The organism is Hydrogenophaga sp. 2FB (genome assembly GCF_005503365.1).
Classification (GTDB): domain Bacteria; phylum Pseudomonadota; class Gammaproteobacteria; order Burkholderiales; family Burkholderiaceae_C; genus Hydrogenophaga.
In genome coordinates, this window is sequence record NZ_SCML01000007.1 from 23278 (window position 1) to 37398 (window position 14121).

The window sequence follows — 14121 nt, forward strand, 5'->3', positions numbered from 1 at the left end:
ATGAGTGGCTTCGAGCCGGTGGATGCACTCGTGGTGGGCGCTGGCGTCGTGGGGCTCGCGGTGGCCCGTGCGCTGGCATTGGCGGGGCGCGAGGTCATGGTGTTGGAGCGCGAGGCCGACATCGGCACCGGAACCAGCTCTCGCAACAGCGAGGTGATTCATGCAGGTATCTACTACCCGGCGGGCTCGCTCAAGGCGCAGCTCTGTGTGCAGGGCAAGCAGGCGCTGTATGCCTACTGTGACGATCGCGGCGTGGCATACCAGCGCTGCGGCAAGCTCATCGTGGCCAACACCCCATCGCAACGGGCTGCACTGCCATCGATCCTCGAGAAGGCGCGCGCGAACGGCGTACACGACCTGAGCCTGCTCGGCCGCGAGCAAGCGCGCGAATTCGAGCCGGCGCTGGAGTGCCTGGGGGCTGTGTATTCGCCCTCCACGGGCATCGTGGACAGCCATGGTTTGATGCTATCGCTGCAGGGGGAACTGGAACACGCGGGCGGCATGGTGGTGTGTCATGCGGGTGTGGAACGCCTGTCTGCAACGGATGCGGGCATCGATGTGCAGACGCTGGATGGCACCCGCTTGCGCGCGCGAACGGTGATCAACGCTGCAGGTCTTGGCGCGTGCGATCTGGCGCTGCGGGTAGAGGGCCTCGATGTGCGGTATGTGCCGAAAGCCTGGTTCGCCAAGGGCAGCTACTTCACCCTGTCGGGCCGCGCGCCCTTCACGCACCTCATTTACCCCGCTCCGGAGCCCGACAAACACCTGGCAGGACTGGGCGTGCACCTCACCCTCGATCTGGGTGGTCAGGTCAAGTTCGGGCCGGATGTGGAGTGGGTCGATGCGGCCGATGATCTGCAAGTGGACCCGGCGCGCGGTGAGGCGTTTTATGCGGAGGTCCGCCGCTACTGGCCCGACTTGCCCGACGGCGCGCTGCAGCCCGGTTATGCGGGCATGCGCCCCAAGATCAGTGGCCCGCAGGAGCCCGCGGCCGACTTCGTGATCCAGGGGCCTGCGACGCACGGTGTGCCGGGCCTGGTCAACCTGTTCGGCATCGAGTCCCCCGGGCTCACCAGTTGCCTGGCCATCGCGCAGCGGGTGGTTGCAGTGGTCTGATCAGGCGTTCTTGCCGAGTGCCTGGATCGCGCGGGCCGATTCCCAGACCAGCGAAGGCCCCTGGTAGATCAGGCCGGTGTAGATCTGAACCAGATTCGCGCCCGACTCGATCTTGCTCACCGCATCGTTCGCACTCATCACGCCGCCCACGCCGATGATGGGGAAGCTCTCACCCAGGCCAGCGCGCAACTGGCGGATCACACGGTTGCTGGCTTGCAGCACGGGTGCGCCCGACAGGCCGCCGGCTTCCTGCGCGTGCGACAAACCGGCCACGGCGTCGCGGTTGAGCGTGGTGTTGGTGGCGATCACGCCCAAGGCGCTGGTCGCGATGCCATCGCTGTCGGTGCCGTAGCGTTTGAGCGTGGCCGCAATGATGCCGATCTGTGCGTCGTCGAGATCGGGCGCGATCTTGACGAAGACCGGAATGCGTCGGGCATGGCGTTGTGCGAGTTGCTCCCGCCGTTCGGCGACGGCGCCCAGCAACGCGTCAAGGGCCTCATCGCTCTGCAGGCTGCGCAGGTTCTGCGTGTTGGGGCTGGAGATGTTGACCGTGACGTAGTCGGCGTGCGGGTAGACGCCATCGAGACAGGTCAGGTAGTCCTCGGTCGCGCGTTCGATCGGCGTGCTGGCGTTCTTGCCGATGTTCAGGCCCAGCAGCATGGGACTGACACCCTTCTGCTTGCGAAAGCGCGCCAGTTTCACGTTGGCGATGAAGGCGTCCAGTCCTTCGTTGTTGAAGCCCAGGCGGTTGATCAGGGCGTTGGCCTTGGGCAGGCGGAACATGCGCGGCTTCGGGTTGCCAGGCTGCGCCTTCGGGGTGACCGTGCCCACCTCCACGAAACCGAAGCCCATGGCCGCCAGTCCGTCGATGCAGCGCGCGTTCTTGTCGAGCCCTGCGGCCAGCCCGACACGGTTCGGGAACTGCAGGCCTGCCAGCGTGTACGGGTCCTGCACGCGGGGCTCGCCGTAGAGACAGGTCAGTGGCGAGTGCTGCAGTTTGGCGATGGAGGCGAGGGTGAGTTCGTGGGCGGCTTCGGGGTCCAGTCCGAACAGGAAGGGGCGGGCAAGGGCGTAGGGGAGAAGCGACATTGGATAATCCGGCGTGTTGTTCCAACCGATTGTCTCAAATGACCCAAGACGAACTCAAAGCCCTGGTGGGCCAGGCCGCCCTTCAATACGTGACCCCTGGCGACATCGTCGGTGTGGGCACGGGCTCGACCGTCAACAAATTCATCGACGCTCTGGCCAGCATGAAGGATCAGATTCCCGGTGCGGTGTCGAGCTCGGAAGCGTCCACCGCGCGCCTGAAGGCATTGGGCATCCCGGTGTTCGAGGCCAATGCCGTGGGCGAGCTCTCGGTCTACATCGATGGTGCGGACGAGATCGATGCCCAAGGCCACATGATCAAGGGCGGTGGCGCCGCCCTCACGCGCGAAAAGATCGTGGCGGCGCAATCGCGCCGCTTTGTCTGCATCGCGGACGAGTCCAAGCTGGTGAAGGCGCTGGGCCGCTTCCCCTTGCCGGTGGAAGTCATTCCCATGGCCACCGCACGGGTGGTGCGCCAGTTCGCCGAGATGGGGGGCACCGCGCAAGTGCGGCTCAAGGATGGCGCTCCGTTGATCACCGACAACGGCCAGCACATCCTGGACGTGACCGGCCTGCAGATCACCGACCCGTTGGCGTTTGAAAGCCAGGTGAACCAATGGCCGGGGGTGGTGACGGTGGGGGTTTTCGCCAACCAGAAAGCCAGCGTGTGCCTGCTGGGCACCACCGATGGCGTGAAGACGCTGACGTTTTGAAGCACCGAGGCCGGCGAAGAACGCCGGCCGGTGATCAGAAGCGGATGCCTGCGGGGTTCTGCGGCGATGGCGTCACCGGCACCTCCGCCTGGGCCGGGGGGGCTCCCGCGGAAGACGGTGTGGTCGGGGTGTCAGGCCTCACCGCTACCAGGGGTGTAGCCGTTGGACGGCGGTAGTTGGTGGGCAGGGCCGACTGCTTGGGGTAGCCGGCCGCATCCAGGAACTGGGTCCATTCGCCGTCCGAATAACCTTTGATCTGCTGGCTGCCGATGGTCAGAAAAGGCAAGGAAGACTCGCCGCTGACACGCTTGAGCGCCTCGCCATCCTGCGGTGTTTCGACCGTTTTCTCGCTGTACGGAATACCACGCGCGTTCAGCAGATTGCGCCCGCTGTTGCAGGGCGCGCACTCCCGGCTGGTGTACAGGGTGACGGGGAAACGGTTGCTGACCTGGCGCAGTTCATAAGGGAGCTGGGCGTTGCTGCCGGCGGGCGATGCGCTCGCCGTCGAGTTGCCCGCAGGCCGTTGTGGCGCGGTGCTGGGTGGGGGCTGGTCGGAGAACGTGACCTTGCCATCCGGACCGACGATGCGGTAGACCCCTTGCGCGAGGACCGGCGCGGCGAGAACGCTGGCCAGCACGGCCAGTGTCAGCAGTCGGGGGGCGGAATGGGCGGCGGCGTTCATGACGGTTCCTCTCTGCGGGCCACGGGACAAATCAAGCCATGCCCTGGTGGCGCAGCAGGGCGTCGATGCTGGGTTCTCGACCACGGAAGGCCTTGAAGGACTCCATGGCGGGACGGCTGCCGCCTGCCTCGAGAATCGCCCGACGGTAGCGACGCCCGGTGGCCACATCCAGCGTGCTGTGGCCACTTTGCTGCGCTGCTTCTTCGAACGCGGCATACGCATCGGCCGACAGCACTTCCGCCCACTTGTAACTGTAGTAGCCGGCCGAGTAGCCACCCGCAAAAATGTGACTAAAGGTATGGGGCGTGCGGCTGTACGGCGGCGGTTGCAGCACCGCCACCTCGTCACGCACCTGCTGCTGCAGTGCGAGGATCGCGGGTCCGCTGGACGCTGGCTCCGGCAGGCTGTGCAGCAGCATGTCGAACAGCGAGAACTCCACCTGGCGCAGGGTCTGTAGGCCGCTCTGGTAATTCTTCGCGGCCAGCATCTTGTCGAACAGCGCGCGCGGCAAGGGTTCGCCGGTGTCCACGTGGGCGGTCATGTGCTTGAGCACGTCCCACTCCCAGCAGAAGTTTTCCATGAACTGGCTGGGCAGTTCGACCGCGTCCCACTCCACGCCGCTGATGCCGGAGACATCGCGCTCGTTCACTTGCGTGAGCATGTGGTGCAAACCATGGCCAAACTCGTGGAAGAGGGTGATCACGTCGTCGTGTGTGAGCAGAGCCGGCTTGCCGTTGACGCCCTCGGCAAAGTTGCAGACCAGGTGCGCCACGGGCGTTTGCAGCGCACCGGTGTCGGGGCGCAGCCATCGTGCGCGCACATCGTCCATCCAGGCACCACCGCGTTTGCCGGTGCGCGCTGCCGGGTCCAGGTAGAACTGGCCCACCAGCTCGGGGCCTTTCGGGCCTGCGCGCTCGATGCGGTAGAACTCGACGCCGGGGTTCCAGACGGGTGCCTGGTCTTTGCGGATGGCGACCTCGAACAGGGTTTCGACGATCTGGAACAGACCGGCGAGCACCTTCGGGGCGGTGAAATACGGTTTGACTTCCTGTTCGCTGAAGGCGTAGCGCGCTTCCTTGAGCTTTTCACCGATGTAAGGCCAGTCCCAGGCCTGCGGGTCGTTGAGACCGAGTTCGGCTGATGCGAACTCGCGCAGATCGGCCAGGTCTTTTTCGGCGTACGGCCGGGCCTTGGCGGCCAGGTCGCGCAGGAAGGCGATGACCTGTTCGGGTGACTCGGCCATCTTGGGCACGAGTGACACGTCGGCGTAGTGGCGGTAGCCGAGCAATCGGGCTTCTTCGTGGCGCAGGGCCAGCAGTTCGCCCATGATGGCGGTGTTGTCGAACTTCACCGCCTCACCGCTGGCCTGGTCGCTCGCGCGGGTGGCATAGGCGCGGTAGAGCTTTTCGCGCAGCGCGCTGCTGTGGGCGAACTGCATCACCGGCAGATAGCACGGCATTTTCAACGTGAGCTTGTGGCCGGTCTTGCCTTCGGCCTGGGCGGCTGCGGCCGTGGACTGCAACACGTCGTCCGGCACGCCCACCATCTCTTGCGGCGTCGCATAGAGAGCGAAGGCGTCGGTGGCGTCGAGCGCGTTTTCGCTGAACTTCTGACCCAGTTCGGCTTGCCGTTCCTGCAGCCAGGCGAAACGCGCCTTGGCCTCACCCTGCAGGGCTGCGCCCCCCAACACGAAGCCACGAATGGCGTTGTGGTGCGCCTGTGCCTGCTCGGCATCGAGCGAAGCCGGGTCCATGGCCTTGTACTTGTCGTAGAGCCGCTCGTCGGCACCCAGTCGGGTCCAGAACTCGGTGACCTTGGGCAGCGCTTCGTTGTAGGCGGCGCGCAGCTCGGGGGTGTCGGCCACGCTGTTGAGGTGGCTCACGGCGCCCCAGGCGCGCGACAGGCGCTCGGTAGAGACGTCCAGCGTGCGGGAGATGCGAGACCAATCGTTCGGGAAGTCCGGCGCCGTGGCCTCCTCCAGCGCGCTGTTGGCGGCCTGGAGCAGTTCGTCGATGGCCGGGCCGACCAAGGCGGGGGTGATGGCGTCAAACAACGGCAGATCGCCGAAATCGAGCAACGGGTTGAGGACAGGCGGAGTAGAGCGGTCGTTCATGCGTTCTCAGATGTGGCGCTGCGGGGGAAGTTCAAGGCACGCGGGCCGGCGTGCCTGCTGTCGCACCTATTGGGACTGGGCGCTCTTTTTCACGCTCTTCTTCAAGACCTTGGCGCGTTTGACCTGCCCGCCGGGCGTGAGGCGCTGGTTGCCCAGCACGCGCACCATCTTGACTTCGGGGCGTTGGCCGCCGCGCTTGCTGAACTTGAGCACCTTCACGTCGCGCGGGCCGGGTTTGCGGTCTTCGTCGACCGCCTTTTCCTTCTCCGGCATCGGGCGCCAGAGCACGAGCAGCTTGCCGATGTGCTGGATCGGCGCGGCGTCCAGTTCATCTGCAAGTGTTTGCAACATCGTGTCGCGCGCGACGCGGTCGTCGTTCAAGACCCGGATCTTGATCAGGCCATGGGACTTGAGGGCCGCATCGGTTTCTTTCTTGACCGCCGCGCTCAGGCCGTCGCCACCGATATGGACGACGGGATCGAGGTGGTGCGCCTCGGCTCGGTGGACTTTGCGCTGGGCGGGGGTGAGTGTGATCTGGGGCATGGGACAATTATCGTTTACACAGAACCCAGGCGACCCATATGGGCATGAAAGTCAAGACCCAAAGCAAAAAGGTCAACAAGGCCTGGCTCAACCAGCACGTCAACGACCCGTACGTGCGTCTGGCAAAGAAGGACGGCTACCGGGCCCGCGCCGCCTACAAACTCAAGGAAATCGACGAATTGCTGGGCCTCGTGCGGCCTGGGCAGTGCGTGGTGGACCTGGGCTCTACGCCCGGCGCCTGGAGCCAATACCTGCGCCGGCGCCTCAGCCCGCAGGGCGCGGCAGTGGGCGAACTGCACGGCACCATCGTCGCGCTGGACATGCTGCCGATGGACGCGGTGGAGGGCGTGCACTTCATTCAGGGCGACTTCCGCGAGGCCGCGGTGCTGGCCGAGCTCGAACAATCGCTGGTGGATCGCGGCGTGGAACAGGTGGATGTGGTGGTGTCCGACATGGCTCCCAACCTCTCCGGCATCGGCATGACCGACGCCGCCCGCATCACCGATCTGGTGGAATTGGCGGTGGATTTTGCCGTTCATCACCTCAAACCCGACGGTGCCCTGGTGGTCAAACTCTTCCATGGCGGTGCTTACGACCCCATGGTGGCGCTCTTTCGCGACACCTTCCGCGCGGTGAAGACGGTCAAGCCCAAGGCGTCCCGTGACAAATCGTCGGAAACCTTCCTGGTTGGCATGGGTCTGAAAAAGACCGTGAAATAACCTCGATTCCTCATGGTCATGCCTTTGTCATGCACAAGGGCATGGGCGCTTGAAAGTCCTAGAATGGGCAACATATGAGCATGTCAGTCGTCACTATTGCTTCCAGGAGCTGCACTTGAACAACCAGTGGTTTTCGAAAATCGCCGTGTGGATGGTTATCGCCATGGTGCTTTTCACCGTCTTCAAGCAGTTCGACACACGCACTGCCGCGGGGTCGGGGTACATGGGCTACTCCGAATTCCTTGACGAGGTCAAGGCCCAGCGCATCAAGAGCGCCACCATCCAGGAAGGCCAGGGCGGCACCGAGATCGTGGCCGTCACGCAAGACGATCGCCGCGTGCGCACCACCGCCACCTACCTCGACCGCGGTCTGGTCGGTGACCTGATCAACAACAACGTGAAATTCGACGTGCGTCCGCGCGAAGAGAGTTCGTTGCTGATGACGCTGCTGGTCAGCTGGGGCCCCATGCTGCTCTTGATCGGCGTCTGGATTTACTTCATGCGACAGATGCAGGGCGGCGGCAAAGGCGGGGCGTTCAGCTTCGGCAAAAGCAAGGCCCGCATGCTCGATGAAAACAACAACACGGTCACGTTCGCCGACGTGGCGGGCTGTGACGAGGCCAAGGAAGAAGTGAAGGAGGTCGTGGACTTCCTGAAGGACCCGGCCAAGTTCCAGAAGCTTGGGGGGCGCATTCCACGCGGCCTGTTGCTGGTCGGGCCTCCCGGCACCGGCAAGACGCTGCTGGCCAAGGGTATCGCGGGCGAAGCCAAGGTGCCGTTCTTCAGCATCTCGGGCTCCGACTTCGTGGAAATGTTCGTCGGCGTGGGCGCGGCCCGCGTGCGCGACATGTTCGAGAACGCCAAGAAGAACGCGCCCTGCATCATCTTCATCGATGAAATCGACGCCGTCGGCCGCCAGCGTGGCGCTGGCCTGGGCGGTGGCAACGACGAGCGCGAGCAGACCCTCAACCAGATGCTGGTCGAGATGGACGGCTTTGAAACCAACCTCGGCGTGATCGTGGTTGCGGCCACCAACCGCCCCGACATCCTGGACGCCGCCTTGCTGCGCCCAGGCCGTTTCGACCGCCAGGTCTATGTGACGCTGCCCGATATCCGCGGCCGCGAGCAGATCCTCAACGTGCACATGCGCAAAGTGCCGCTGGGCACCGACGTGAACGCCAGCGTGATCGCGCGCGGCACGCCCGGCATGAGCGGTGCCGACCTGGCCAACCTGTGCAACGAAGCCGCCTTGATGGCCGCGCGCCGCAACGCCCGCGTGGTGGAAATGCAGGACTTCGAAAAGGCCAAGGACAAGATCTTCATGGGCCCCGAGCGCAAGAGCATGGTCATGCCCGAGGAAGAGCGTCGAAACACGGCGTACCACGAGTCGGGCCACGCGCTGATCGGCAAACTGCTGCCCAAGTGCGATCCGGTGCACAAGGTCACCATCATCCCGCGCGGCCGCGCGCTGGGTGTGACCATGAGCCTGCCCGCGCAGGACCGCTACAGCTACGACAAGGACTACATGCTGAACCAGATCAGCATGCTGTTCGGTGGCCGCATTGCCGAAGAAGTGTTCATGAACCAGATGACCACCGGCGCTTCCAACGATTTCGAGCGCGCGACCACGATCGCCCGCGACATGGTGATGCGCTACGGCATGACCGACGCGCTGGGCCCGATGGTCTATGCCGAAAACGAAGGCGAAGTGTTCCTGGGCCGTTCGGTGACCAAGACCACCAACATGAGCGAATCGACCATGCAGAAGGTCGACGCCGAAGTGCGTCGCATCATCGACGCGCAGTACAAGCTGGCGCGCGACCTGATCGAGCAGAACAGCGACAAGATGCACGCCATGGCGACCGCCTTGCTCGAATGGGAAACCATCGATGCCGACCAGATCGACGACATCATGGCCGGCAAGCCGCCGCGCCCGCCGAAGGACTGGACGCCGCGCAACCCGTCCGTGGGCGGTGGTGGCGATGGCGGCACGCCGGCGGTGTCGACAGACCCCTCTCCCTCGGCTGCCTGAGCGCGGCCCAAGACGGTCATTCGTTCACACACACGGGGCTTCGGCCCCGTTGTTGTTTCTATCCCTTTCGGCTTCACCGTCCCATGCATTGGCTGACCTCCCGTTTCGACATCGACCTCTCCAGCCCACGCGTCATGGGCATCGTCAACGTCACGCCCGACTCGTTCTCCGATGGTGGGCAACATGCGAGCACCGCATCGGCCTTGGCCCATTGCGAAGCCTTGCTCAAGGACGGCGCGCACATCCTCGACATTGGTGGCGAGTCCACCCGGCCGGGCAGCCCGGCCGTGCCACTGGATGAGGAACTGGCCCGCGTGGTGCCTGTGTTGCGCGAGGCCGCCAAGCTGGGCGTGCCGTTGTCCATCGATACCTACAAGCCCGAGGTGATGCGGGCGGCGCTGGACGTCGGCGTGGACATCGTCAACGACATCTGGGCGCTGCGCCGGGGCGATGCGGTGGACGTGGTGGCGGCCCACGCGCGTTGTGGCGTTTGCCTGATGCACATGCACCGCGACCCGCAGACCATGCAGGTGGCGCCGATGGATGGCGACGTGCTGCCCGACGTCAACGCTTTCCTGCGTGAGCATGCCAGTGCCCTGATGGCGCGTGGCGTGGCGCGTGAACGCATCGTGCTCGACCCCGGTGTGGGCTTTGGCAAGACGGTGGCGCAGAACCTGAGCCTGCTCGCGCGCCAGGCCGAGTTGCTGCCGTTGGGGTTCGCATTGCTGGCGGGCTGGTCGCGCAAGTCGACGCTGGGGGTGGTCACCGGGCACGAACGGCCGGTTGACCGTGCGGCGGCAAGCGCCGCCGCCGCCCTGCTGGCCGTGGACCGTGGCGCGCGGGTGGTGCGGGTGCACGACGTGCGCGACACCGTGGACGCGCTCAAGCTGTGGCAGGCCGTGCAGGCCGAGGTGGCCCCGCGATAATCGATGGCCACAACAATCACGACAAGAAAAGAGGAGAAACACACCATGGCCCGCAAATACTTTGGCACCGACGGCATTCGAGGCACCGTGGGGCAGGCCCCGATCACGCCCGATTTTGTGCTGCGCCTGGCGCATGCCGTGGGGCGCGTGTTGCGGCGCACCGAAGCGCACCCCACGGTGCTGATCGGCAAGGACACCCGCATTTCCGGCTACATGCTCGAATCGGCGCTCGAATCGGGCTTCAACTCGGCCGGGGTGGACGTGGTGCTGCTCGGCCCCGTGCCCACGCCCGCCGTGGCCTATCTCACGCGGGCCCAGCGCGCCAACCTGGGCGTGGTGATCTCGGCCAGCCACAACCCGTTTGCCGACAACGGCATCAAGTTCTTCAGCGCGTTGGGCACCAAGCTGCCCGACGACTGGGAGATGGCGGTCGAGGCTGCGCTCGAGGAGCCACCGGTCTGGGTGGAGTCGGCCCAGCTTGGCAAATCGCGCCGGCTGGACGACGCCGCCGGGCGCTACATCGAGTTCTGCAAGAGCACCTGCTCGCACGACCTCACGCTCAAGGGCTTGAAGATCGTGGTGGACGGCGCGAACGGCGCGGCCTACCAGATCGCGCCCGCCGTGTTCCACGAGTTGGGTGCCGAGGTCATCAAGATCGGGTGTTCGCCCGATGGACTGAACATCAACAAGGGCGTGGGTGCGACCCATCCCGAGGCTTTGCTGGACGCGGTGAAGTCGCATGGCGCCCACTACGGCATCGCGCTGGATGGTGACGCCGACCGCCTTCAGATGGTCGACGCGCAAGGGCGGCTGTACAACGGCGACGAGCTGCTGTACCTGATCGCGACCGAGCGCATCGGGCGCGGCGAAAGTGTGCCCGGTGTGGTGGGCACGCTGATGACGAACATGGCGGTCGAAGTGGCGCTCAAGTCGCGCGGCGTGAAGTTCGTGCGCGCCAAGGTCGGGGACCGCTATGTGCTCGAAGAACTCGAGCGCCAAGGCTGGTTGCTGGGGGGCGAGGGGTCGGGTCATTTGCTGGTGCTGGACCGCCACAGCACGGGCGACGGGCTGGTGTCGGCGCTGCAGGTCTTGCATGCGTGCGTGGACACGGGCAAGACCATGGCCGAACTGCTGGCCGGCGTGACGCTGTTCCCGCAGACGCTGATCAACGTGCGCCTGCAGCCCGGGCAGGACTGGAAGACCAACACCTTCCTGGCCGAGGAAACGCGCGCGGTGGAAGCCGAGTTGGCCGACACCGGGCGGGTGTTGATCCGCGCCAGCGGCACCGAACCGCTGTTGCGCGTGATGGTGGAGGCGCGCGATCCACAGCAAGCCCAGGCATGCGCCGAACGCCTCGTGGCGGCCGTGCAGGCGCAGGTGCCGGCCTGAACCCTCAGTAGAGCAGGTGCGGCCTGCGGGCTTCTAGCCAGGCCGCTTCATCGGCCGCCGCTGCGCTCTCCAGCACCTCGGGCGCGGCCGACACGTCGTCCACCCACTCGCGCAACAACGGCCCGCCGTTGATGAGGTCGATCGCCAGGCGGTCGTGCTCGTACTCGTAAGGGAAGTCCCGCCACAGTGGGTAGTCGGGTGACTGCAGCCGAATGGCACGGAATGCCAGCGCCTGCAGCCGCCAGGGCTTGAAAGCCGCGTGGTCGTAGTGCGTGGGGTCTTCCACGTGGATCTGCACGCCGGCGCAGAGCTGCCCCACGTGTTTGTGGAAGGTGGGCTCGAAGAAGCACTCGCGCAACACGCAGCCTTGCAGCCACTGCGGGGCGATGCGCTGCATGTCGGCGATCAGTTGGCGCGTGTCGATGCCGGGCGCGCCAAACAGCTCCAGCGGTCGCGTGGTGCCGCGGCCTTCGCTGAGCGTGGTGCCTTCGAGCATCACGGTGCCCGCATACGCACGCGCCATCGACAGGTTGGCCGCGTTGGGGCTGGGGTTCACCCAGGTGCGGCCTTCGGGCCAGCCAAAGCCGGGCGCTGCCTCGGGCGCCCAGCCGCTCATGGTGACCACGCGGTATTCCACCTGCAAGCCCAGCGTGGCGATGAACCAGTGGCCGAGTTCGCCCATGGTCATGCCGTGGCGCATGGGCATGGGGCCGGCACCCACGAAGCTTTCCCAGCCTTCGCGCAGCGTGAGGCCTTCGACCGGGCGACCCGCGGGATTGGGGCGGTCGAGCACCCACACCGCCTTGCCGTGTTTCGCGGCGGCCTCGAGCACGTAGCGCAGCGTGGTGATGAAGGTGTAGATGCGGCAGCCGAGATCCTGCAGGTCGACCAGCAGCACGTCGAAGTTCTGCATCATGGCGTCGGTCGGGCGGCGCACCGTGCCGTAGAGACTGAACACCGGGATGCCCAGACGCGGGTCGTTGAAGTCCGGCGACTCGACCATGTTGTCCTGCTTGTCACCGCGCAGCCCATGTTGCGGGCCGAAGGCCGCGCTGAGCTTCACATCGGGCAACGCGGCCAGTGCGTCCAGCGAATGCGTGAGATCGCGCGTGACCGAAGCCGGGTGGGCGAGCAGGGCGACGCGGCGGCCTTTGAGCGGCGCGCGCAGGGCAGGGTCTTGCAGGAAACGTTCGATGCCGTATTGCATGGGGTCTTCAGTCAGTTCAGGGGCGAGGCCAGCCGCAGGGCGCGGCCGTCGGGATGGTGGAAGTCGGGGCGTTCGCCCGGGTGGTGCAGCGCCCAGTAGCTCAGGCGGCCGTCGCGCTCCTCGATCACGGCGCTCAAGCCGATGTGGAGCACCGAAGGGCTGCGGGGCAGGGCGGTCACGGGCACGCGGGCGGTGAGCGTGAGCGCGCGGGGTGTGGTGTCGATCAACGGAGGGGGCATCGGCAGCGCCGGCTCGCGCGCTTCGGCGGCGCTATCGCGTTCGCGCTCCGCGCTGAACCGGTAGGCCGCCCATTGGCTCGATGGTGAGAAATTGAATTCGCGGTAGGCCGCCTCACCGGTTGCGGCCACAAAGGCCTCGAAGCAGGTGTGTTGCCACAGGCCATCGGTGGGTGTGGGGGCCGCCGGCGCCGGGATGCGCAAGGCCGCGGTGTCACCGCTCAGCGTGTAGCGCAGCCGCAAGGCTTCGCCATGGGCACGCAATTCCACCGAGAGTGACAGGGCCACACCGACCGGCGTGGCGGGATGGCAGCGCAGCTGGGCGCGAAGAAGGGCAGAGCTGGGATTCACAGCCCCGCATTCTGGCAGGCCGACGTGGCCCGTCCGGTTGTCACCAAAACTTCATGCGATTGCCACATGAGATACATGCCCGGTTCGCACACTGCCTGTTCATGACCACAGCTTCATCTACCTCGGCGCCCATGAGCGGCGCATTGCTTCAGGAGCATGCCATGAAAGAACTGCCCACCCCCACGCTGGACCTCTCGCCGGTCGCCTTGCCACGGGGGTCACTTCATCCCCGCCCGGTTTTCACACCGACGCCCGCGCCCGCTGCCAGCGGCGGCATCGATGTCTCGTGGGCGCGCCATCTGGACGAGGTTCGTGAAGCGCAGCGCCTGAGATTCAATGTCTTTGCCAACGAAATGGGTGCGCGCCTGCCGCAGCAGGTGCCCGGCCACGACGTGGACCTGTTCGACGATTTCTGCGAACACCTGCTGGTGCGCGATGCCACCAGCCGCGAAGTGATCGGCACCTACCGCGTGCTCACCCCCGCGCAGGCCCAACGTGTGGGCAGCACCTACAGCGACACCGAGTTCGACCTTACGCGCCTGCGCCAGGTGCGCGAGCGCATGGTGGAGCTGGGCCGCAGCTGCGTGCACCGCGATCACCGCCATGGCGGCGTGATCATGGCGCTGTGGGGTGCGCTAGCCGAGTTCATGGTGCGCAACGGGCTCGACACCATGATCGGCTGCGCCAGCATCCCCATGCAACACGAAGGCCCACACGGCATCGTGGGCGGCGGCCATGCGGCGGCCAGCATCTGGCGGCAGGTGAAGGAAAACCACCTCGCGCCGATCGACTTCCATGTGCGGCCCCGCTTGCCGCTGCCGGTGGATCAACTGGACGACACGCTGAATGTGGAGCCGCCCGCGCTCATCAAAGGCTATCTGCGCCTGGGCGCCAAGGTGCTCGGCCCACCGGCCTGGGACCCGGACTTCAACGCCGCCGACCTGCCGATGCTCATGCGCATCTCGGACTTGCCGGCGCGTTACCGCAAGCACTTCCTGGGAGCCTAGA

General features: G+C 65.8%; 13 protein-coding genes. 7 read left to right on the forward strand and 6 right to left on the reverse strand.

Features of this window, described 5'->3' with window-relative positions; all coding sequences use genetic code 11:
- Complete coding sequence (locus FFS09_RS06045; protein ID WP_137917961.1) at window positions 1-1116, forward strand: NAD(P)/FAD-dependent oxidoreductase; 1116 nt, start codon at window positions 1-3, stop codon at window positions 1114-1116.
- On the opposite strand, the gene FFS09_RS06050 is transcribed toward FFS09_RS06045, so the two are convergent.
- On the reverse strand, window positions 1117-2205 hold the full coding sequence (locus FFS09_RS06050) for a quinone-dependent dihydroorotate dehydrogenase (protein WP_137917962.1): 1089 nt from the start codon (window positions 2203-2205) through the stop codon (window positions 1117-1119).
- A gap of 38 nt (window positions 2206-2243) precedes the next feature.
- Here FFS09_RS06050 and rpiA point away from each other — a divergent pair, with 38 nt between their 5' ends.
- Complete coding sequence (gene rpiA, locus FFS09_RS06055; RefSeq protein WP_137917963.1) at window positions 2244-2915, forward strand: ribose-5-phosphate isomerase RpiA; 672 nt, start codon at window positions 2244-2246, stop codon at window positions 2913-2915.
- Between the two features lie 34 nt (window positions 2916-2949).
- Here the strand turns inward: rpiA and FFS09_RS06060 are convergent, their stop codons facing one another.
- From FFS09_RS06060 to FFS09_RS06070, 3 genes are all read right to left on the reverse strand, one after another.
- Window positions 2950-3597 carry a glutaredoxin family protein gene (locus FFS09_RS06060; RefSeq protein WP_137917964.1) on the reverse strand — a complete coding sequence of 216 codons (648 nt, stop codon included), beginning with the start codon at window positions 3595-3597 and terminating at the stop codon, window positions 2950-2952.
- 31 nt (window positions 3598-3628) lie between these two features.
- Window positions 3629-5710 (reverse strand): M3 family metallopeptidase, encoded by a 2082-nt coding sequence (locus FFS09_RS06065; RefSeq protein WP_137917965.1) that lies wholly within the window; start codon window positions 5708-5710, stop codon window positions 3629-3631.
- Window positions 5711-5776: 66 nt separating this feature from the next.
- On the reverse strand, window positions 5777-6253 hold the full coding sequence (locus FFS09_RS06070) for a YhbY family RNA-binding protein (protein WP_137917966.1): 477 nt from the start codon (window positions 6251-6253) through the stop codon (window positions 5777-5779).
- 44 nt (window positions 6254-6297) lie between these two features.
- Between FFS09_RS06070 and FFS09_RS06075 the strand changes: the two genes are divergently transcribed.
- The 4 genes from FFS09_RS06075 to glmM all read left to right on the forward strand — a co-directional run bounded on the left by FFS09_RS06075 (window position 6298) and on the right by glmM (window position 11319).
- A complete protein-coding gene (locus FFS09_RS06075; protein ID WP_137917967.1) occupies window positions 6298-6972 on the forward strand; it encodes an RlmE family RNA methyltransferase in 675 nt (224 codons plus the stop codon).
- Window positions 6973-7087: 115 nt separating this feature from the next.
- The gene (gene ftsH / locus FFS09_RS06080; protein ID WP_137917968.1) at window positions 7088-9004 is read left to right on the forward strand and encodes an ATP-dependent zinc metalloprotease FtsH; all 1917 of its coding nucleotides are present in this window, start codon (window positions 7088-7090) and stop codon (window positions 9002-9004) included.
- 83 nt (window positions 9005-9087) lie between these two features.
- Window positions 9088-9930, forward strand: coding sequence for a dihydropteroate synthase (gene folP, locus FFS09_RS06085; RefSeq protein WP_137917969.1), 843 nt, complete (start codon window positions 9088-9090; stop codon window positions 9928-9930).
- Between the two features lie 45 nt (window positions 9931-9975).
- Complete coding sequence (gene glmM / locus FFS09_RS06090) at window positions 9976-11319, forward strand: phosphoglucosamine mutase (protein ID WP_137917970.1); 1344 nt, start codon at window positions 9976-9978, stop codon at window positions 11317-11319.
- A 4-nt stretch (window positions 11320-11323) separates the two neighbouring features.
- On the opposite strand, the gene FFS09_RS06095 is transcribed toward glmM, so the two are convergent.
- Window positions 11324-12526 (reverse strand): exo-beta-N-acetylmuramidase NamZ family protein, encoded by a 1203-nt coding sequence (locus FFS09_RS06095; RefSeq protein WP_137917971.1) that lies wholly within the window; start codon window positions 12524-12526, stop codon window positions 11324-11326.
- 11 nt (window positions 12527-12537) lie between these two features.
- Window positions 12538-13113, reverse strand: a complete 576-nt coding sequence (locus FFS09_RS06100) for a DOMON-like domain-containing protein (RefSeq protein ID WP_137917972.1) — start codon at window positions 13111-13113, stop codon at window positions 12538-12540.
- A gap of 161 nt (window positions 13114-13274) precedes the next feature.
- Between FFS09_RS06100 and FFS09_RS06105 the strand changes: the two genes are divergently transcribed.
- Window positions 13275-14120, forward strand: coding sequence for a GNAT family N-acetyltransferase (locus FFS09_RS06105; RefSeq protein ID WP_137917973.1), 846 nt, complete (start codon window positions 13275-13277; stop codon window positions 14118-14120).
- The last annotated feature ends 1 nt before the right edge of the window (window position 14121 follow it).